Raw genomic sequence first — 20500 nt, 5'->3', positions numbered from 1 at the left:
TAGACTGTCGTTGAATTTCTGTGATTAATGGTCGGTTTTTCGCTGCTGACGCAAGTGATTAATCAAAAAATGAGCAGCTGTACCCAGTCGAGTTTCTCGACTCCAGACCAGATCGACAAAATATTCAAATTTTGGGGTGAAATCGAGCAGATGCAAGATCTGTAGCTGCTCCTGCAAATGTGGCTGTTCATTAATCATTTCTAAGGGAAGCACGCCCCAGCCCAAACCTTGCTGGATCATGCTGCAGGCTGAATGATGATTATCAGTGCGCCAGTAATTCCGGGAAAAGAGCAGTTCTGGCTTAATGCTACGATCACGACTGGCAACAACAATCTGTCGGTTTTGTAAAATCTGTTCATAGCTGACCTGGTGAAATTGACTTAATGGATGTTGTTTGGCCGCCACAGCGACCAGTACCTCACGTTTTAATTCTATAAACTGTTCCCGGGTTTCCAGCTGTTCTCGTTCAAACATCAGCGCTAACTGCGCTGAACCTTCAAACAGCATGCGATGAGCATCCTCCTGAGGTGCGCTAAAGACATTGACTTGCAGGGCTGGAAATTCCCGTTCCAGCAAAACGATATAATCGGTCCAGCGGGTATGGAGGAGCTCAGACACCACCACAATATTTAATTCAGATTCCAGACCAGAACTGAGCGCAAGCGCATGTTGCTTCCATTGATTCATTTCAACCAAAAGCTGTTCAGTTTTTTCATATAGCACTTGCGCCTGTGCGGTGGGTTTCGGTTCACGGCCAATGCGTTCAAATAACACCAGATTAAGATCAATTTCCAGATTGGCAATGGACATGCTCACTGCAGAAGGAACTTTACCAAGTTTACGTGCAGCAGCAGAGAAGGAGCCGGTTTCCATGACCAGTTTAAACATTAGCAGCTGTTCTTGATTAATATTCATGAATTCTATCTTTCATTTTTATTGATAGATTCTAACTCGAATAATCAAATTTAAAAAAATAAAATTCTTTTATCTCCTGACTTGTTGAACGGAAATGTTAATTTCGAAAAGAAGACTGATTCATGCCACCTTATATGAAGGCATTTTATTGGTGGTGATTGCCATATTACTGAGTACGCTCATGCATATGCCGCTTGAGGTCACAGGCGCTCTCGGAATTGCGATGGCTGTGACTTCAATGTTCTGGAATATGCTGTTTAATCATTATTTTGAAAAGTTTGAAGCCAAACATTGTCTTAAAAGAACAATCAAAGTGCGGATTACTCATGCGATTGGATTTGAGGGTGGTTTGATGCTGGCCACGATTCCGATGGTAGCTTATGCATTACAGATCAGTCTGGCGCAGGCTTTTCTTCTGGATTTGGCGATGACGCTATGTATTCTGGTATATACCTTTATCTTCCAGTGGTGCTATGATCACCTTGAAGCCAAAATGGGTCTGGAACCAGACTACCGAAAAGCTTAACCTAAGTCTTTACTAGAGTAATCTTCAAATGCTTCGCTAATAATATTGCAATAAAAAAACCGCTCATACAGAGCGGTTTTTTATATGAGGCTTGGATTATTTCTCAATAATCGCCGTTACGCCTTGACCACCTGCTGCACAGATCGATACAAGCACACGACCTGAACCTTTCTGGTTAATCAGTTTTGCCGCAGTCGCGATAATACGACCGCCAGTTGCTGCAAATGGGTGACCTGCAGCAAGAGAGGAACCTTTTACGTTCAGTTTGGCACGGTCAATTGAACCTAGTGGAGCATCCAGACCTAAACGCTCTTTACAGAATTTTGGATCTTCCCAAGCTTTCAATGTTGAAAGTACTTGTGATGCAAATGCTTCATGAATTTCATAGTAGTCAAAATCTTGCAGTTTCAGACCAGCACGTTCCAGCATACGAGGAACTGCATAAGCAGGTGCCATCAACAGGCCTTCTTTCTTCTCTACGAAATCAACGGCAGCAGTTTCCTGGAAAGTCAGGTAAGCCAATACTTCATGGCCATTTGCTTTAGCCCATTCTTCAGAAGCCAATAGCACACAAGACGCACCATCAGTCAGTGGAGTAGAGTTACCCGCTGTCATGGTACGTGCATCGCCTTTACCAAAAGCAGGTTTTAGTTTCGCCAGTTTTTCAACTGAAGAATCTGGACGCAAGTTGTTGTCGCGTTCAAGACCCAGGAATGGAGTTACCAGGTCATCAAAGAAACCTTCTTCATAAGCTGCTGCCATTTTTTGATGTGAAGAGGCTGCAAGCTCGTCTTGCGCTTCACGAGAAATACCCCATTCCAGTGTAGTAATCGCCTGATGGTCGCCCATAGACAGGCCAGTACGTGGCTCACCATTTTTTGGTGCATCCATCAGGTCTTTCACATTGATTTTAGTCAGCGCTTTTAAACGGTCTTTCGCTGTTTTCGCAATGTTCAGCTCAAGTAATGCTTTACGTAAGCCATCACCGAAAGCGATTGGTGCATCAGAAGTCGTATCTACACCGCCTGCGATTCCCACTTCGATTTGACCTAGAGCAATCTTGTTCGCGACCAGGAAGGCCGCTTGAAGGCCAGTACCACATGCTTGCTGGATGTCATAAGCAGGGGTTTCTGGTGCAAGAGCCGTATTTAGTACACATTCACGCGTCATGTTGAAGTCGCGGCTGTGTTTCAGTACAGCACCTGCAACCACTTCACCTAAGCGTTGACCTTGAAGGTTAAAACGTTCAACCAGACCATTCAGGGCTGCTGTGAACATATCAGTATTGGATGCCGTAAAGTAAGCACCGTTAGAACGTGCAAATGGAATGCGGTTACCACCGATAATAGCAACGCGGCGAACTGTATTTTGGCTCATGTTTGGTTCCTGTTGAACAGAAGTCTGTGTTATAGATGCTGAATCTTGTTGGCTTGAAGTCGTTTTTTTGGTACGTGCAGATGTACTGCGTGTACGTGTGGTTTTAGCCGGACTTTTTTCTGCGGCATTGGCTGTATCAGGATTTTTAGTGCTACGCTTGCTACGCGTTGATGGTTTTGACACAGTTTCTGTCGCAGAGTTCTCGACTGCTGGATTATCTTGAGTTGTTTTGCTCATAAGGCTTTACCAGGCAAATAGATCGTCTTCTTGGCGGTTACATTAGCATAGAAGAAGATAGGCTGTATTGACTACAATGACATTACAGACTGCGCTTAGGTCAAGTCATCTGCCTGTTATCTCAAGTATGATTGGGCGGAAACTGGTAGATCTATTGAAATATAAGTGTCTGGCATCATACTGAAGTTTAAGGATAACTTTAGATCAACCAAAAATTAATTTGTATGAGAGATAATAAACATGACTGATCAGTACCAAACTTTTGCAAAATCTCCTATTGGTAAATTTGTCATTAAAAATTTGGGTCTGCCATCCCCAACTTCTTTAGACCGTTTTGAGTCTGCTACACCAGTTGTCAAAGGTGCGGTATTGTTTGGAGCAGCACCGGCAAGTGCCTTGACTGGTGCTATTGCTCAGGTTCTGGCAAATATTCATGCCAATAGTTATGCAGGTAACAATGCTGAACTGCAACAGGCTGCTGCATCGGCTGGACTGAATCTGGGCGCGTTTAATCCGGGCGATAAAGAATCAAAATTCAAAGTTGTCATTTTTGATGCTTCAGGAATCGAAAATTCAGAACAGTTAAAATCACTTTATGATTTCTTTAACCCGATTGCGCGTCAAATCCAAAGTTCTGGCCGTGTCGTGATTGTAGGAACTACGCCTGAAACTGCTAAATCAGTTAGCCAGTCAATTGCTCAACGCGCACTGGAAGGTTTTGTAAAATCTGTTGGTAAAGAGTTTAAAAAGGGTATTGCAGCGAACCTGATCTATGTAGATGCCGGTGCTGAAGCAAACCTTGAGTCTGCTTTACGTTTTGCAGTTTCTCCACGTTCTGCCTATGTTTCTGGTCAGGTGATCCGTGTTTCACCTGCTGAAAAAGTGGATGTGGACTGGACTAAACCATTAGCGGGTAAAACTGCTGTAGTGACCGGTGCGAGCCGTGGTATTGGTGAAGCGATTGCTCATGTATTGGCACGTGATGGCGCACATGTCATCTGTCTGGATGTTCCGCAACAGCAAGCAGACCTTGACCGTGTAGCCGGTGAAATTGGCGGTTCAACTTTAGCCATCGATATTACTGCTGCAGATGCAGGTGAGAAAATCAAAGCGGCAGCAGCTGAGCAAGGCGGTCTGGACATTATTGTGCACAATGCCGGTATTACCCGCGACAAGACTTTGGCCAATATGAAGCCTGAGCTATGGGATCTGGTGATTAACATCAACCTGTCTGCCATTGAACGTGTAAATGACTATTTAATCTCCAACGATGGTCTAAATGCCAATGGCCGTATTATCTGTGTATCCTCAATTTCAGGCATTGCAGGTAACCTGGGTCAAACCAACTACGCAGCGTCTAAAGCGGGTGTGATTGGAGTGGTAAAATTCACAGCACCAACCTTAAAAAATGGTATAACCATTAATGCCGTTGCACCGGGCTTTATCGAAACACAAATGACGGCTGCGATTCCATTTGCAATCCGTGAAGCAGGCCGCCGTATGAACTCAATGAGCCAAGGTGGTCTACCTGTAGATGTTGCAGAAACAATTGCCATGTTTGCTTCTACGGCTTCAACAGGTTTAAATGGCAACGTGGTTCGTGTCTGTGGTCAAAGTCTGTTAGGGGCTTAATGGAATCTTTCCCGACCTCTCTTTATAAAAGAGAGGAGAAGTCCCCCTTTTATAAAGGGGGATTAAAATTCTAAAGAGAAAATTCCAAGAATTCTCAAAACCTCTCCAGTGCTTCACTTTCATACAATGATTGAAGTATGCTCAGGAGAGGTCACTTTATAAAGATAATATTTCCAAAGGTTCAGTATGAATACGCGCCATTTTAGTCAACTTCCAAAACCTTATTTAGCCTATCCAAAAGTGATTCAAGGCTTGATTTTTAAAAAGCCGAAAGCTGAAAAAGTTCTACCGCAAGTTGAATATGTGGTGGATTCATTCAAGGTCGATCAGAAACATTTAAAAGCCTATAATGAAGTATGTGGCTTTAAAAATAATGGTTATATTCCAGCTATTTATTTGACCGTACTATCTCAAAGTCTGCAAATGCACATGATGACCTCGGAAGCATTTCCGTTCCCGATTTTAGGACTGGTACATATCCGTAATCAGGTCAAGCAATACCGTAAAGTCGGTGTAAATGAGACTTTAACCCTGTCATGCAAATTTGGTGAGTTACAGCCTCATGACAAAGGTGTTCAGTTTGATTTTATTACCACAGTCAAAGTAGGCAATGAAGTCGTCGTTGAGGCATTAACGACTTATCTTTCACGTCAAAAGACTGATGCTAAAGCGGCTGAAAAACCGGCAGAAAGTAAAGCGCCGGACTATAAGCTGAATACTGAATGGAAAATTTCAGAAAATACCGGCCGCCGTTATGCCATGACTTCAGGTGATTTTAATCTGATTCATATTCATGCTGTTACAGCGAAGGCTTTTGGTTTTAAACAGGCGATTGCACATGGTATGTGGAGCAAAGCCAAAGCGCTGGCTAATCTGTCATTGCCGGATGCGTATGAAGCCGATGTCTGGTTTAAGCTGCCGATGTACTTACCCTCTAAAGTTGAGTTCCTGACTGCTCAAGCAGCGAATGATACAGACTTTCTGATCCGGAACAGCAAAAACCAGAAGCCGCATGTGACCGGCCATGTAAAAGCGATTTAAATCTGAATCAAAAGCCTAAACTCGATTTAGGCTTTTTCATTTTAAGGGATCAAAATTCTATGGATAGAATGATGCAGCCAATTAAAGATTATCTGTTTGCTGATCAGCATAATTATCAGGGCAATGTGGATGCGCGTTTTCGCGACCTTGCTCGTCAGTTTAGCCGCCTACAGGATGCACGTACTGAACAGGGTGGTGCGGCACTTGTTGTATATTTTCAGGGACAAAAAGTTGTCGATATTTATACCGGAAAGAAGTCTGCCACAGAAAACTGGCAGCCCGATACCATGTCACTATGCTATTCCACTGGCAAAGGTGTACTGGCGACATTGGCACACATTCTGGTCAGTAAAGGTTATCTGGACTATGACAGATCAGTTGCAGAATACTGGCCTGAATTTGCCCAGAAAGGTAAACGGTCGATTACTTTGGCACATATGCTGAGCCATCAAAGTGGTTTGTTTGATATCCGTAATATCATTGATGATGCCACTGAAATGGCTAACTGGTCACACATGCTGGAGCGGATCGCGGCAGCTGAACCACGTTTTCAGACCACGACTGATGCCGCTTATCAACCTTTGACTTTTGGCTGGCAGGTGGGGGGAGTACTGGAAAAGGCAACCGGTAAATCATTAGGCCAATTAATGCAGGAATATTTAGTTCAGCCTCTGCAATTAAATGGTGCCTATTTTAGTGTGCCGCTGGATGAACTGCCTCGAGTTGCGCGACCGATCTTTAAAGCAAAATCTGCATCTCAATCTTCTAAAGGCAAAAGAGTAGTTACACGCAAACCCGGTTTAATGGAGCGTGCTCTGGTCTGGAGTGGTCAGAGTCCACAAGATTTTCAGGATGGCATGATTCCTAAAGGCATGAAGAATTTTAGCTTCTTTAGTGATGAGGGATTACAGGCGATTATTCCTTCAGCTAATGGCGTCTTTACTGCAGACAGTCTGGCAAAAATCTATGCGATGTTGGCCAATCACGGTGCTTGGCAAGGCCAGCAGTTGATTTCACCTCCAGTATTTCAGCGACTAAGCCAGGTGCAATATACCCGTCGTGATCGGGTGATGCCTGTGCCAATGCACTGGCGTCTGGGTTATCACCGTATTTTGACATTGGGTAAAGCCTCTACAGGTTTTGGTCATATGGGCTTTAACGGTTCTGGTGCCTGGTGTGATCCGGAACGCGGTTTAAGTTTTGCCTATACCCATAACTTCCCAACAGGTTCATTAACTGGAGATTACCGTCTTTGGGGGCTGACGCAGGAAACTTTGCGCTGTGCTGATGCGGTATTGACGGGAAGAAAAGGCTGGCGCTAACTGAATATCCTTGATTTGGGAGTTTAGTCAGTCATTTAAAATATGCTATTTTGTGGCAAATTCCAGTGCTGCGAAATGAAACCATGAAAAAAGTAATACTGATTTCCTTAGTGGCAACCGGTGCTTTATTCGGTTGTCAGGATCAAACCCAATCAGCTAAAAATACTATTGTTGAAGCCAAGGCACAGATTCCAGCATGGGCGGGAGAGTATCAGGGTACAACTCCTTGCATGGGCTGCTTGTCCCGTTGTGATGATTGTCCGGGCATGGCTGTCATGCTAACTCTGCACGAAGATCAAACTTATACTTTAGAACGTGAAAGCCTGAGTGGTCATAATGAGGTGGAAACCTTTAGTGGCCCGATTCGTTTCCAAGATGATTCTCATCAGAAAATTGAGCTGGTGAATGTAGCGACTCGTAATTTACTGTATGTTGATTTGGAAGAGCATGTGCTGGAAATCCGTGAAGACAAAAGCGGTAAACGCTACCAGATGCAGAGTGATTTTATTTTAGGGCGATTCGCTTAAACAGATTCAACCCAATCCTTTATCTTTGATCAGAAATTTTTATTTCTAAGATTGTATTAATCCGCTCAAATAGAGCGAAAATCAATAGATATTTTATTTTCCAAATATACTAAAAATATCCTGATATTTCAGTCAGGCATAAAAATGGAGCAAACAGCTTCGAGATAGTTGATTTAAATCAGATTGATAGGTCTATCTCTCCAGATCATAACTGATTAATTCATTCACTATTTTATAAAAAAACAGTATGCTTAGACCTGTAAAAAGGAGCATACATGTATCAAGTACTTGCGCGAAAATACCGTCCCCGCAATTTCAACGAATTGGTCGGTCAAAACCATGTTTCACGTGCCTTAACCAGCGCACTGGAGCGTGGCCGTTTGCACCATGCCTATTTGTTTACGGGAACGCGTGGTGTTGGTAAAACCACGATTGCACGTATTTTGGCGAAGTGCTTGAACTGTGAAACCGGTATTACTTCGACTCCTTGTGAGGTATGTCCGACCTGTACCGCCGTCAATGAAGGCCGTTTTATTGACCTGATTGAGATCGATGCGGCATCACGTACCAAAGTTGAAGATACCCGTGAGCTGCTGGACAATGTCCCTTATGCGCCAACTCAGGGTCGTTTCAAGGTCTATCTGATCGATGAAGTACATATGCTGTCCACGCATTCTTTCAATGCTCTATTAAAGACACTGGAAGAACCACCGGAGCATGTCAAATTTCTGTTTGCAACCACAGATCCGCAAAAGCTGCCGATTACTGTTATTTCTCGCTGCCTGCAATTTACTTTGCGTCCATTGGCTGTTGATGAAATTACTGAACATCTGGGTAATATTCTCACCAAAGAAAGCATTCAGGCTGATCAGGATGCGATCTGGCAGATTGCCGAATCAGCACAGGGTTCGCTTCGTGATGCTTTGTCTTTAACGGATCAGGCGATTGCTTATGGTCAGGGTGCCATTCAACATCAGGATGTCAAAGACATGCTGGGCTTGATCGACCGAACCATCATTTACGATCTGATTCTGGCGATTCATCAGAATCAGAAAGCACGTGTTAGCGAATTATTATTGCAATTCCGTCAGCAGGCGCTGGATGTATCACTGGTATTAGATCAGCTGATTTCTACCCTGCATGAACTGGCTTTATTACAATATCTGCCGGATTTAAGCCTGAAATACAGTGCCGAGATCAATCAAAAGATCATGCAGTTATCGGCTTTGATTTCAGCACAAGATTTGCAACTGTATTATCAGATCGCCTGTAAAGGTCGTGCTGACCTACAGCTTGCGGTTACGCAAGAGCAAGGCTTTGAGATGACGGTGCTACGTTTGCTAGCCTTCCGTCCGTTACAGCCAAATGAAATTCCAGCCAATACAGTTCAGATATCACAAGCTGTAGCTGCATCAGCTCCACAGCAAAATCAGATAACGCAGCAGGAAAGTGCGCCGGTTGCTCAAGCTGCTGTAGAAGATTTTTCATTAGATGCTGGCTATGAAGACGAGCAGGATAATCATCCAGTCACTGCACAGTCTGAACCATCTTCGGATGATTTTCTGGATGAAGACGAGCCAGAAACCAATTCTGAGCCTCAAGTTATACAAGCTGAATCAACTAGGGTAGAACAATCTGAGTCTGATCAAATTGTATTTGATCCAAACCTGGAAGATGGCCTGTTTGGTTTTGACGATGTTCCTGCAGAACCTGTTCCATCCAGCCCTGAAGCCAGCAGTGATGATTTTCTTTTAGAAGAATTCATTCCTGAAAAAGATATTGCCGCACCAGTAGCACAGGAACCAGAGTTTAGCCTAGATGCTTCAGCTACTGAATCAGAACAAGTGGTTCATAAAGCAGATGAAAGTCAGTCAGAAATTTCTAATCAGACTAAGGTTGCATCAACTCAGATCGCAAATACAAATATTTCTACAGACCGTAATCTGATGCCGCAGGATATTCTGCAAATTCCGGTACAGGATATGCAGGGTGAATGGACGGTAGAAAAATGGGAATTCTGGTTCCGTAATAGCCAGTTATCTCCGGCAGTTCAGGAATTGGCTCAGTATGGCATCATGACTGGCCAGATTAATGCAGCATCGGTCTTTCATATTCCAGAGCGTTATCAGCCGCTTTTGTCGCAGCTACAACATCATCTGGAAGCAGCTTTGCAGGAACAATGGCCACAGACCATTTTCCAGGTGAAGTTTGAAGATGTAGAGCAGTTAACGCCATATACCATGCAGCAAGAACGTAAAGTACGCGCTTTTAAACGCGCAGAAGAGCTGCTGCATGCTGAACCGGCTGTACGTGACTTGCTGGAACAGTTTGATGGTGAATTGCACAATATTCAGCTGAAATAAAATATTTTAGACTGAGACAAAACGTGCTAAAGCATCCCGCATTTCAGTTGGAATCGGGGTGCTTTTTCGTGTGTAGCGATCGACAAACACATGTACAAAACTGCCTTGAGCGGCTGCCGTATCAGAATTCATTTTGAAGATTGCCAGATCATAGCTGAGAGAACTATTCCCCATTTTTTCTATGGCGACACCTACCTCAATAATTTCCGGATAAGACAGTTCCTGATTGAACTGGCATTGCGAGCTGACCACCAGTCCAATCATTGGAGAATATTTGGGATCAAATGCGGCTTCCTGAATCAAAAGGGCATTCGCGGCCGTATCAAAATAGCTGTAATAAGTGACATTATTGACATGGCCATACAGGTCATTGTCCGCCCAACGAGTCTGTATCGGCAGAAAAAATGAATAATGTTCGCGTTGTTTAAGAGCTGCTTTCATATTTTTAAATAACTTGTAGTGGCTAGATCTGCTGAGTCGAAAATAATCCTAAATCTAATAGATCGCCTGATAAATGTTGTAAGCATCTTCCAGAGTAAGTTCACGTGGATTGTTCTGTAACAGGCGGCTCTGTTTCATGGCATCTTCGGCCATGATCATTAGCATATGTTCAGGAATTCCTAACTGTTTAAGTTTCAGGGTTAAGCCACTTTTCACCAGATGATTATTAAAATGATCGATAAACAGGTCAGTCAGGCCATCATGGCAGCCTTTGCTTTGTGGATCTAACCAGCACATCAGTTCGGCATAGAGGGCTTTGGCATCCGGCGTATTAAATTTCATCACCTCAGTTAATACCAGTGCATTACTATGTCCATGTGAAATATGGAAATGCCCACCTAATGGATAAGCCAGTGCATGCACAGCCCCAACCGGTGCATTGGCAAAGGCCTGACCTGCCAGCATAGAACCAACCAGCATGTTTTGACGTGCGTCCAGATCCTGACCATCGTCCAGCACACGTTGAAGATTGGCATTTAACAGTTTTAAGGCATGCTTGGCCAGCATATCGGAATAGGGATTTTTTTTGATTTTAGAAGTATAAGCTTCAATGGCATGGACCATGGCATCAATGCCGGTCGCAGCAGTAATTAAGGGCGGCAGATTTTGGGTAAAGGTTGCATCCAGAATGGCAGTATCTGCAAACAGGATCGGTGCCACAATTCCTGTTTTTGTAGTTTCACCTGTAGTGACAATTGAAATCGGAGTAACTTCAGATCCCGTACCTGCAGTGGTAGGAACCAAAATCAAGGGCAAACGGGGGCCAGTAGCCTGATTTACGCCATACAGATCAGACAAAGATTGGTGCTGTGACGGATGACTCAAGATTGCAATCAGCTTGGCGACATCCATAGAGCTGCCACCACCAAAGCCAATCACGATATCGACATTTTCCTGTTTGGCAAAATCTGCTGCTTCAAGCACTACATGCTCAGGTGGATCGGCCTGTACATCGGAATAAATTGCATAATCCAGTCCCGCATCTTCAATAATTTCCAGAATAGGCAGGTGTAATTGATGCTGTAGCATGCCTGGATCAGTGACCAGTAAAACACGCTGATAACGGCCCTGTTTGAGAATAGAGGATAATTCCTGAATCGTGCCGAGGCCGGCGATGATGTTGGGAACGGTTTGAAACTGAAATCGATTCATGTCTTTATCCTTTAATTTTTATCGCAAATACAAAATTATTATGGGGCGGTGATATAGGATTCATCAGGTAAATAACTTAACATAAGTATCTTGAAAATGATTAACTCTGAGGTTGTTTATGTCATCCAGAACGCCATATAAGGTGTTATGTGTTTGTTTGGGAAATATTTGTCGTTCTCCCACGGCAGAAGTGGTACTCAGACATTATTGTGATGAACAGAAACTCGATATTGTGGTCGACTCAGCAGGAACCAGTAATTACCATCCGGGGAAAGCACCTGATTTGCGTAGCCAGCAACATGCCTTAAAACGGGGTTATGATCTTTCTGGCCTGCGTGCGCGTCAACTCAAAACCCATGATTTTATTGATTATGATCTGATTCTAGCGATGGATCTGGAAAATCTGGCAGATATTCAGGCGCTCCAGCATCAGGCAGAGGCAGAATTCGGACGCCTGCGTGCCCAGGTTGCTTTAATGAGTGAACATGATCAGCACTATCCAAAACAGGCTTTGCCAGATCCATATTATGGCGGGGCAGATGGTTTTGAACGTGTCCTGAACCAATGTGAGTCCAGCAGTCGGGCCTGGGTAGAAATTTTTAAACAACATCAAACAGAAAAGGTTTAAGTCATGCAGATTCAGACTCAGGTTCAACTTAAACCTTTTAATACGCTAAATCTCGAAGCGATTGCCGCTTACTACAGCCGGATCCAATCAACTGATGATCTGATTGCTGCACTGGAGTTTGCTGAGCAGCAACAACTGAATGTGCTGATTCTTTCTGGCGGTAGTAATATGTTATTGCCGGAACAGATTGATGCTCTCGTCCTGCATATGGATATCCAAGGTATTGAAATGCTGGAAGGAAATGAGCAGCATCAATGTCTGCGGGTAGGTGGGGGCCAAGTTTGGCATGACTTCGTACTCTGGACGACAGAACAGAAACTCTATGGTTTGCAGAATCTGGCCCTGATTCCCGGACTGGTCGGCGCATCTCCAGTGCAGAATATTGGGGCATATGGTGTCGAGGTTGGCGAATTTATTCATGCGGTAGAGGTCTATGACCGTAAGCTGAAAAAATTTGATTCCATTCCTGCCTCAGACTGTCATTTTTCCTATCGTCATAGTATTTTTAAAGATGATCCAACACGTTATGTGATTACACACGTTACTTTTAAATTACTAAAACAGGCAAATCTGAAACTGAATTATGGTGATCTTAAAGCAGCGGTGGGTGATAATCTCACAGCAGAAAACTTGCAGCAGCAGGTGATCCGGATTCGTCAGAGCAAACTTCCTGACCCTAAAGAATTTCCAAACGTGGGAAGTTTCTTTAAAAATCCTATCGTAAATCAACAGGTTTTTGACCGAATTGCTGTGCATTTTTCTAATTTGCCCCATTATCCACAGGCCAATGATCAGGTTAAAATGGCGGCAGGCTGGCTGATTGATCAGGCAGGCTGGAAGGGGAAACAGCTTGGGTCAGTTGGCATGTTCCATAAACAGGCACTGGTTCTGGTGAACTATGGTCATGCTTCTCTGACGGATGTCCGTCAAACCTATAGCGCAGTACAGCAGGCTGTCTGGGACAAATTCAAGATTATGCTCGAACCTGAACCGGTATTATTTGATTGTAAAGGCTTAATTCGATCTCATCAGGATAAATAACGTATATGAAAAACACCCATTGGATGGTCCGTTTAGTACAAATCGTCGCAGGACTGTTTGTATTTTTCGGCTGTCTGGTGATGTTGATCTATTCGCCATTTTATTCGCAGCTTGTAGTTAAGGGACTCAACAGATTTGTGTCCTTTGAAATTAACGAAGTTGCAGCACAAAGCCAGAAAATGGCTTCCTTGAGTGAAGATGATACGCTCGAACCAGGTTCTGATCAGTGGATTGCCCGTCAGGCTTATTTGCGTGTGATGGAGCAGGATATCCAGAAAAATCATTCTGCCAATCTGATGCTGATTCAGGCACGCTACAAGATACTGCAACAGATGATTGAAGAACATCAGCGTGAACAGCAGGAAGAAAAAGCAGAACAGAACCAACCTGCACAAGTGCCTTTATTGTCCCAGCAAGAACCTGTGGAAGCCGTTGACCCGACTCAGAAGGTCCGCGAACTGCTGGAATGGGATAGTAATGAAAACAAGGAACGGATTGAGCAATATATTGAATTCTTGACGACTCATCCTCTGGAAGATGAAGAAGCGAGTGCCGTACAGGTCACAGCGAAAGAGGAAATCAAGGAAGATCTGGCTTTACTGCAGGAACAGCAGCAACAGAAACCGGTCAATCAGTCTAAACCTTATGCCATTGTGGTCTTAGGTGGTGGTTTAACTTTACATGAAAATGGTAAGGATATTGTGGTCAATGACTATACCCGTTTGCGTCTGGAAACTACACTCGCAGTTGAAAAACAGTATCAGTTACCGATCGTATTGAGTGGTGTGGAAGCGCCGTATATGCAGCGTTGGTTACAAAATTACAATGTCGATGCCAAATTGCTTGAAGACCGCAGCATGAATACCTGTGAAAATACCCGTTTCAGCTCGTTATTATTGCAAAAAAAAGGTGGGGCACCGACTGTGATTCTGATTACCGACCGTTATCATATGCCGCGTACCCGTCGTCTGTTTGCACTGAATGGTATTCAAACGATTCCAGTGGAAGCACCGATGCCGAAGTCCTTGACCCGTTGGCGTCCAAGTCGACAAAATTATGATCATAGTCGCCGTGCCAATTATGAAATGCTGGCCACTATCCGCGATATGTGGTTTGGCTCCAGTGACTGTCGGGAGGTGCCTTAATGTCTGATATTCCGTTTTTAAATCCGACCATCCTGAAACAGCTGGATTTACCTGTGCCAAGCAGGGAAACAACGCCACAGCTTTTACAGCCCTTAAACTTGAATAGGGATGACCAGCCGACTATTGATCTGCTGTCTTATCGCAGACTATATGGTTTCGATTTGCTGGATTGCAAGCATTGGCAGGGCTATGTACAGATGCCGCTGTTTAAACTGCATGTGCAAGTATTTACACCTAATCTAGAAAATACCCGTTTTGACAAGATTCAGGGAACGGCCTTTCTGTTACATGGATATCTGGAACATAGCGGAATTTATCAGCCGATCGTACGTGAGTTGCTGGAACAGGGCTTTAGCGTCCTGACTTATGACCTGCCGGGGCATGGTCTCAGCGATGGTTCATCTGCCAGTATCCAGAATTTTGACCATTACCAGCAGGTTTTGCATGCGGTATATCGTTATGTGAAGCATGCAGAGCAGTTACCGAAACCATGGGTTGGTATTGGACAAAGTACTGGTGGTGCGATCTGGATGCATCATTTGCTCGAATTTGCAGAACGACGTGAAAATCCGTTTGTAGATCGCGTGCTGTTATTGTCACCGTTGATTCGTCCGGCTAAAACTGCCTGGTGGCATAATCCGCTCGGACTCGGCATTATCAGCCGGATCAAGCGTGAAGTACCACGTCATTTCCGTCGTAATAACCATAATCCTGAATTTCTGCGTTTTATCCGCCTCAAAGATCCTTTGCAACCCCGCATGATGGGCATGGACTGGATTCTGGCGATGTCACGCTGGATGCAGGAAATGGAAGCACGTCCAGCCTGTCGTATCCCTGTCTGGTTAGCTCAAGGTGCTCAGGATCAGACAGTGGACTGGCGTTATAATATTGAATTTATCCGGCGCAAGTTCCGCCTGCAAACTTTGCTAATGCTGGAAGAAGGTTCACATCAATTGATTAATGAACGCGCGGATATCCGTGCAGCACTCACAGGTTTAATTCCAGCCTTTTTACATGCGCATGGCAGTAAGACCTATTATTAGACTGTGACACTCTCAATTAAAAAAAGGCGTTTTAGTAAACGCCTTTTTCTTGTCTAACTCGATTAAATTTCACTTATTCTAAGTCTAAAAACTTTCCAATTTGGCCATATTCCACATACGGAAATAGAAATTTTCCTCATCTTTATTTTCGCAATGTAATAATTCACCTTCTTTAAGCCAGAAATGAATCTGGGCAAAGTTCTTGATTTCATGATTGCTGATTCGCTGTGCCAGATGATGCGGTTTAATAGCAGAAGGATGTTTTAAACCTGCTGAAGCGATTAGCTCAGACAGGGCATGCATTGTATTTTTATGGAAATAAAATACTCGCTCGGCCTTAGTCGGGACATGCAGGGCTTTTTGACGCTCTTTATCCTGAGTAGTGACTCCCACAGGGCATTGATTGGTATGACAACTTTGAGCCTGAATACATCCGACTGCAAACATGAATCCGCGCGCTGAATTAACCCAGTCAGCTCCAAGTGCCATGGTACTGGCAATATCAAAGGCACTGATAATTTTCCCGCTTGCACCAATTTTAATCTTGTCTCTCAATCCTGCACCGACCAAGGTATTGTGCACAAACAAAAGACCTTCTCTTAAAGGAGTACCCATATAGTCAATCAATTCAATTGGTGCAGCACCGGTACCGCCCTCAGATCCATCTACCACAATAAAATCAGGATAAATTTTGGTATGTAGCATGGCTTTCACCATACTCATAAATTGCCAAGGTTGACCCAGACAAAGCTTGAATCCGACTGGCTTACCTTCAGAAAGCTCACGTAGTTGTTGAATGAAATTCATCATTTCAATCGGGGTTTTAAACGCCGGATGTCCAGAAGGTGAGACACAGTCATGTTCACGGCTAATCCCGCGAATCTGAGCAATTTCTTCTGAAATCTTGGCTTTAGGTAAAATCCCCCCATGTCCAGGCTTGGCACCTTGTGAAAGCTTGATTTCAATCATCTTTACCTGAGGTAGCTTAGCTTTTTCTGCAAATTTTACCGGATCAAACTGACCTTCTAAGGTCCGGCAGCCAAAATAGCCGCTACCAATTTCCCAGACAATGTCACCGCCATGTTCCAGATGATAAGGGCTGATACTACCTTCACCTGTATCATGAAAGAATTTGCCTTTTTGCGCACCAAGATTCAAAGCCCGAACCGCATTGGCACTTAAACTCCCGAAACTCATAGCCGAGATATTCAAAATTGAAGAAGAATAAGGCTGCGTACACTGCTCATTGCCGATCAGAATGCGGAAGGTTTCTGGATCAGCAGGTCGGCAAGGAGTGAGAGAGTGGTTAATAAACTTATAATTTTCTTCATAGACATTCATGATTGAGCCGAAAGGCTTATCTGAATTTTCATTTTTGGCCCGTTGATACACCAGACTGCGCTGCATACGTGAAAATGGCAAAGCATCCCGATCCGCTTCAATAAAATACTGACGAATTTCAGGACGGAATTCTTCAAAGATAAAGCGGAAATGACCCATAATCGGGTAATTTTTTAAGATTGAATGTCTGTTTTGCAAGACATCATATAGGCCTAGCAGGCTCAGTAGAATACTGACGATCCATAGTGTATTCACTAAGGTTGCCGGCATAAAATAATAAATATAGCGCGGCTCATAACCGATATGAAAAATCGTAAAAATAACGGCGATGGTGATGCAGGCAAACCAGACTGAATGCCGTGAAAAGAAAGTATTAAGTAATTTGTGTCGTACTAATTGCGCAGGGTTAGCCATTATGAAATTAAATCCCTATTTCCACTACGATAGCATTTAATAATGTGCAGAGCTGCCTGGCTTATACAAGCATAGAATTGTTTTTTAATTTTATAAACTTGCTGACAATGGGGCGTAGGCCGCTATACCTGACTTCTAGATAGATAATAAATTTTCCAAATAATCTTCTATGGAAAAATTGTGCAAAAGGCATGCATTCTTTTTATTTCAAAAACAGGCTTAAGCGTTTTATAGTGATTTTACCCCCACATCAGGAGTGTAAATTATGACAAAAAAATCGATCCGTTTTAATAATGCAGAGCTGGCTTGCTCATGTTGCCGGACTCCTTAATTTCTAATGTGACACATCCGGTCTGTTTTCTGGGGCAAGAGGAAAGTAGACTGGTTCAGTAACAGATCACCAGAGCAATAATAAAAATAAAATGATAAATTGATCAGGTCCCCAAAATGGGGACTTTTTTATTCTTTGGAAGAGACTGAATCAGTTTCATTCACTTGGTAAACAGCATCTGCCACTATTTTTGGTTCGATATTTTTGATTTTATTGCCAAAACTTCGTAACCACCAAACCAGTTGTGAGGTAAAAGGCACAGTCGCACTAATCAGAGCCATACCATTTTCAATTTTTTCAATTTTTTGATCTTTGCTTAGCTGACTTTCTTCAAAATAGTGTGCATCAGATTCAGGCATGCTCAGTTGAAGCAATACATTTTCTGTTGGCTGGTTAAAATCGACCCGAAATCCTAAAGCGCCAGATTCAATATATTCATCAATATCAAAATTCACAGGATGCAGGGCACGAGAGTTCAGTACAACCGCAGATTTAAAACGATGCAGGGCAAAGGTCTGAATATCCGATTTATCATGACGGGTACAGACCAGATAGATAATTGAACCTTTTTGCACTAATGCCAGCGGATTTAAAATATAGGTTTTCTCTTCACCATTATGACCACGACCCTGATAAACACATTCCAGCTGTTTATCCTGTAACAGGCCTTCATAAATCGCCTGCTGGGCCGTTTTATCAACGACAGGCGGAATAAGTGGTTGAGTCGCAGGCACGATTCTGACCCGGTTAATCCATTGTCGTACATTATTTTGTGAAGACAGGCTGCGTCGTGCCAGGTCAAACCAGGGATTCATTTCTTCAATCAGACTAGGTGGCAGCAAATGTTTCAAATGTTCTTCCACCATCATAAAGGTTACCGCTTGTGAACTGGTCATGTGCGGCAAGCTTTGAATCGGGGCATCTGAACGCCACCGCCAGCCCTGGGGTGTAGTTTTACTGCTTTCAATCGGAAAACGCTGGGCAATCTGGTTCAGGTCACGCTGAATGGTGCGTAAACTGATCTCGATCCCTTCACGATTCAGGATTTCCTGGAGTTCACGGGTTCCCATCCATTTGCCGGTAGAAAGACGCGACAAGATTTGCCATTGGCGGTAAAGGCTGTTGGAGGTTTCTTTTTCTTGTGCTGACATAATGTATTTTTACTGGCAATCAGTGGAAACAAATTAAATATGAGCTTACCACAATAAGAAATCTGGATTTTTTTCGCAAGTTATTCTGCGCAACAATTGTCCTACAATCCGTAAACATCTTGGTGAAAAATGATATTGAGTGAATAGGCACTTTGCTGGGTTAATACAGACTTCGAAACGGATGTCATGGCATGGATATTGCTCTGATTTTATTATAATAGATTACAATGACGAGGTTTGTATGCTAAAAGAAAGCCAGGATACAAATACTATTACAACAGTAGAAAATCATACTGCAGCAGATTTAAGCAAAAATTTTACAAATACTACAGCACTCAATATTTCAATTAAGCACAGTCCGCATTTTTTATACCAAGAGATTTCTTCGAAATTTTTCAATGAAATGCGTAATCATCAGGTGATGAACAGCCAGGCAGGTCAACGAATTGAAGAATGGCTGTCACAGCATACATTAGATGAACTGAATCAGCTAAATGAAGTGGCAAAAGAACATTTTCTCTATGACGGTATTACATTTACCGTATACGGCGATGAGCAGGGCACTGAGAGGACTATTCCGTTTGATGTAATCCCACGGGTGATTGCCCGTAAACAGTGGAATATGGTGGCACTCGGTTCAGCACAGCGTGTTCGTGCCTTAAACCTGTTTCTGCATGATATTTATCATCAGCAGGATATTCTCAAAGCCAATATTGTTCCTGAACTTCAGGTACTGACCCATGAAGCGTATCAGCCGCATATGTATCAGCATCATTTGAAAGGCAGTATTTATAGCCAGATTAGCGGGATTGATATTATCCGGGATTCCAAAGGCGAATTTTATGTACTGGAAGATAACCTGAGAACGCCGTCTGGTGTGTCCTATATGCTGGAATGCCGCAAGATCAGCCAGAAGTTAATGCCAAAAGTGTTTGAGCAATCCAATATTGCCGGTATTGAGCAATATCCAAAACTCTTAAGAGAAATTCTGGCGGAAAATGCCTATACCGATAATCCATTCATTGTGGTTTTGACTCCGGGTCGTTTCAATAGTGCTTACTATGAACATGCTTGCCTTGCAAGGGACATGGATGTGCCTTTAGTGACATCACGTGATCTTTTTGTTGAGAACTCTAAGGTTTATGTAAAAACGATACGTGGGCGTCAACAGGTTGATGTTATTTATAGAAGGGTCGACGACGCCTATCTTGATCCACTGTGCTTTAAACCAGATAGTACTTTGGGTGTTCCGGGCTTAATGTCCGCATATTTACAACATAATGTTGTAATCGCAAATGCACCGGGTACAGGTGTGGCAGATGATAAATCGATTTATCCTTATGTCGATAAAATGATTCATTTTTATTTAGGTGAAAAACCGATTTTAAATAATGTTCCAACCTACCAATGTCGTAATCCGGAAGATCTGGACTACGTGTTGGCGAATTTGGATCAGCTGGTCGTCAAGGAAGCACAAGGTTCTGGCGGTTACGGCATGCTGATTGGGCCCCAAGCCTCTCAACAGCATATTGATATTTTTAGAGATAAGATTTTAGCTGCGCCGCATTTATACATTGCGCAGCCAACTTTGGATTTGTCGGTCAGTCCGACTTTAAGCAATTTTGGTATTGCTGAACGACATATTGATCTGCGTCCTTTTGTCTTGAGCTCACCTTACCGCACTGAAATTGTGCCAGGTGGTCTGACCCGGGTAGCCATGCAGGCAGGCTCACTGGTGGTCAACTCATCGCAAGGTGGCGGGATCAAAGATACTTGGGTAGTCGACAACTTACATTCATAACATTCCAAAGAA

The 20500-nt window shown here is 43.4% G+C and carries 17 protein-coding genes; 11 read left to right on the top strand and 6 right to left on the bottom strand.

The window, feature by feature from the left end:
- Positions 1–24 precede the first annotated feature (24 nt).
- Positions 25–915 (bottom strand): LysR family transcriptional regulator, encoded by an 891-nt coding sequence (locus FTV34_RS02795; protein WP_180068775.1) that lies wholly within the window; start codon positions 913–915, stop codon positions 25–27.
- A gap of 94 nt (positions 916–1009) precedes the next feature.
- On the opposite strand from FTV34_RS02795, the gene aceI reads away from it, so the two are divergent.
- The gene (gene aceI, locus FTV34_RS02790) at positions 1010–1441 is read left to right on the top strand and encodes a chlorhexidine efflux PACE transporter AceI (protein WP_180068773.1); all 432 of its coding nucleotides are present in this window, start codon (positions 1010–1012) and stop codon (positions 1439–1441) included.
- Between the two features lie 96 nt (positions 1442–1537).
- Here the strand turns inward: aceI and FTV34_RS02785 are convergent, their stop codons facing one another.
- A complete protein-coding gene (locus FTV34_RS02785; protein WP_180068771.1) occupies positions 1538–3055 on the bottom strand; it encodes an acetyl-CoA C-acetyltransferase in 1518 nt (505 codons plus the stop codon).
- A gap of 240 nt (positions 3056–3295) precedes the next feature.
- Here FTV34_RS02785 and FTV34_RS02780 point away from each other — a divergent pair, with 240 nt between their 5' ends.
- The 5 genes from FTV34_RS02780 (at position 3296) to dnaX (ending at position 9940) form a co-directional block, all read left to right on the top strand.
- A complete protein-coding gene (locus FTV34_RS02780; RefSeq protein WP_180068769.1) occupies positions 3296–4687 on the top strand; it encodes a 3-oxoacyl-ACP reductase in 1392 nt (463 codons plus the stop codon).
- 186 nt (positions 4688–4873) lie between these two features.
- Entirely contained in the window at positions 4874–5728 is an 855-nt protein-coding gene (locus FTV34_RS02775) for a MaoC/PaaZ C-terminal domain-containing protein (protein WP_180002218.1), read from the top strand.
- Between the two features lie 59 nt (positions 5729–5787).
- Entirely contained in the window at positions 5788–7050 is a 1263-nt protein-coding gene (locus FTV34_RS02770) for a serine hydrolase (RefSeq protein WP_180068767.1), read from the top strand.
- Positions 7051–7133: 83 nt separating this feature from the next.
- Positions 7134–7577: a copper resistance protein NlpE N-terminal domain-containing protein gene (locus tag FTV34_RS02765; protein WP_180068765.1), complete on the top strand. Its 444-nt coding sequence runs from the start codon at positions 7134–7136 to the stop codon at positions 7575–7577.
- A gap of 275 nt (positions 7578–7852) precedes the next feature.
- A complete protein-coding gene (gene dnaX / locus FTV34_RS02760) occupies positions 7853–9940 on the top strand; it encodes a DNA polymerase III subunit gamma/tau (RefSeq protein WP_180068763.1) in 2088 nt (695 codons plus the stop codon).
- A 6-nt stretch (positions 9941–9946) separates the two neighbouring features.
- Here the strand turns inward: dnaX and FTV34_RS02755 are convergent, their stop codons facing one another.
- Positions 9947–10381: a thioesterase family protein gene (locus tag FTV34_RS02755; RefSeq protein ID WP_159123193.1), complete on the bottom strand. Its 435-nt coding sequence runs from the start codon at positions 10379–10381 to the stop codon at positions 9947–9949.
- 54 nt (positions 10382–10435) lie between these two features.
- Positions 10436–11593 carry an iron-containing alcohol dehydrogenase gene (locus FTV34_RS02750; RefSeq protein WP_180013043.1) on the bottom strand — a complete coding sequence of 386 codons (1158 nt, stop codon included), beginning with the start codon at positions 11591–11593 and terminating at the stop codon, positions 10436–10438.
- 118 nt (positions 11594–11711) lie between these two features.
- On the opposite strand from FTV34_RS02750, the gene FTV34_RS02745 reads away from it, so the two are divergent.
- Genes FTV34_RS02745 through FTV34_RS02730 form a run of 4 tightly spaced genes read left to right on the top strand, consistent with a single transcriptional unit; the run spans position 11712 to position 15450 of the window.
- Positions 11712–12221, top strand: coding sequence for a low molecular weight protein-tyrosine-phosphatase (locus tag FTV34_RS02745; protein WP_004783908.1), 510 nt, complete (start codon positions 11712–11714; stop codon positions 12219–12221).
- Positions 12222–12224: 3 nt separating this feature from the next.
- On the top strand, positions 12225–13262 hold the full coding sequence (murB, locus tag FTV34_RS02740) for a UDP-N-acetylmuramate dehydrogenase (RefSeq protein ID WP_180068762.1): 1038 nt from the start codon (positions 12225–12227) through the stop codon (positions 13260–13262).
- Between the two features lie 5 nt (positions 13263–13267).
- On the top strand, positions 13268–14407 hold the full coding sequence (locus tag FTV34_RS02735; RefSeq protein WP_180068760.1) for a YdcF family protein: 1140 nt from the start codon (positions 13268–13270) through the stop codon (positions 14405–14407).
- Positions 14407–15450: an alpha/beta hydrolase gene (locus FTV34_RS02730; protein ID WP_004783902.1), complete on the top strand. Its 1044-nt coding sequence runs from the start codon at positions 14407–14409 to the stop codon at positions 15448–15450. Before FTV34_RS02735 ends, FTV34_RS02730 begins: the two co-directional genes overlap by 1 nt.
- Before the next feature lie 84 nt (positions 15451–15534).
- Here FTV34_RS02730 and FTV34_RS02725 read toward each other — a convergent pair whose 3' ends face one another.
- Both FTV34_RS02725 and FTV34_RS02720 read right to left on the bottom strand, forming a co-directional pair.
- Positions 15535–17205, bottom strand: a complete 1671-nt coding sequence (locus tag FTV34_RS02725) for an FMN-binding glutamate synthase family protein (protein WP_180068758.1) — start codon at positions 17203–17205, stop codon at positions 15535–15537.
- Positions 17206–17664: 459 nt separating this feature from the next.
- Entirely contained in the window at positions 17665–18687 is a 1023-nt protein-coding gene (locus tag FTV34_RS02720; RefSeq protein ID WP_180068756.1) for a YafY family protein, read from the bottom strand.
- Between the two features lie 241 nt (positions 18688–18928).
- On the opposite strand from FTV34_RS02720, the gene FTV34_RS02715 reads away from it, so the two are divergent.
- Positions 18929–20488: a circularly permuted type 2 ATP-grasp protein gene (locus FTV34_RS02715; protein WP_180068754.1), complete on the top strand. Its 1560-nt coding sequence runs from the start codon at positions 18929–18931 to the stop codon at positions 20486–20488.
- The last annotated feature ends 12 nt before the right edge of the window (positions 20489–20500 follow it).

Origin of the sequence: Acinetobacter sp. YH16038 (genome assembly GCF_013417275.1) — a bacterium.
GTDB lineage: Bacteria > Pseudomonadota > Gammaproteobacteria > Pseudomonadales > Moraxellaceae > Acinetobacter.
Note: the sequence above shows the minus strand (reverse complement) of the source record. Positions and strands in the feature narration are given on the sequence as shown.

Excerpts from the sequence above, each read along its gene's own strand:
- FTV34_RS02735 (WP_180068760.1), top strand. The coding sequence starts at position 13,268 with ATGAAAAACACCCATTGGATGGTCCGTTTAGTACAAATCGTCGCAGGA.
- FTV34_RS02720 (WP_180068756.1), bottom strand. The coding sequence starts at position 18,687 with ATGTCAGCACAAGAAAAAGAAACCTCCAACAGCCTTTACCGCCAATGG.
- dnaX (WP_180068763.1), top strand. The coding sequence starts at position 7,853 with ATGTATCAAGTACTTGCGCGAAAATACCGTCCCCGCAATTTCAACGAA.
- FTV34_RS02725 (WP_180068758.1), bottom strand. The coding sequence starts at position 17,205 with ATGGCTAACCCTGCGCAATTAGTACGACACAAATTACTTAATACTTTC.
- FTV34_RS02795 (WP_180068775.1), bottom strand. The coding sequence starts at position 915 with ATGAATATTAATCAAGAACAGCTGCTAATGTTTAAACTGGTCATGGAA.
- FTV34_RS02770 (WP_180068767.1), top strand. The coding sequence starts at position 5,788 with ATGGATAGAATGATGCAGCCAATTAAAGATTATCTGTTTGCTGATCAG.
- murB (WP_180068762.1), top strand. The coding sequence starts at position 12,225 with ATGCAGATTCAGACTCAGGTTCAACTTAAACCTTTTAATACGCTAAAT.
- FTV34_RS02750 (WP_180013043.1), bottom strand. The coding sequence starts at position 11,593 with ATGAATCGATTTCAGTTTCAAACCGTTCCCAACATCATCGCCGGCCTC.
- FTV34_RS02730 (WP_004783902.1), top strand. The coding sequence starts at position 14,407 with ATGTCTGATATTCCGTTTTTAAATCCGACCATCCTGAAACAGCTGGAT.
- FTV34_RS02755 (WP_159123193.1), bottom strand. The coding sequence starts at position 10,381 with ATGAAAGCAGCTCTTAAACAACGCGAACATTATTCATTTTTTCTGCCG.
- FTV34_RS02780 (WP_180068769.1), top strand. The coding sequence starts at position 3,296 with ATGACTGATCAGTACCAAACTTTTGCAAAATCTCCTATTGGTAAATTT.
- FTV34_RS02765 (WP_180068765.1), top strand. The coding sequence starts at position 7,134 with ATGAAAAAAGTAATACTGATTTCCTTAGTGGCAACCGGTGCTTTATTC.
- FTV34_RS02715 (WP_180068754.1), top strand. The coding sequence starts at position 18,929 with ATGCTAAAAGAAAGCCAGGATACAAATACTATTACAACAGTAGAAAAT.
- aceI (WP_180068773.1), top strand. The coding sequence starts at position 1,010 with ATGTTAATTTCGAAAAGAAGACTGATTCATGCCACCTTATATGAAGGC.
- FTV34_RS02775 (WP_180002218.1), top strand. The coding sequence starts at position 4,874 with ATGAATACGCGCCATTTTAGTCAACTTCCAAAACCTTATTTAGCCTAT.
- FTV34_RS02745 (WP_004783908.1), top strand. The coding sequence starts at position 11,712 with ATGTCATCCAGAACGCCATATAAGGTGTTATGTGTTTGTTTGGGAAAT.
- FTV34_RS02785 (WP_180068771.1), bottom strand. The coding sequence starts at position 3,055 with ATGAGCAAAACAACTCAAGATAATCCAGCAGTCGAGAACTCTGCGACA.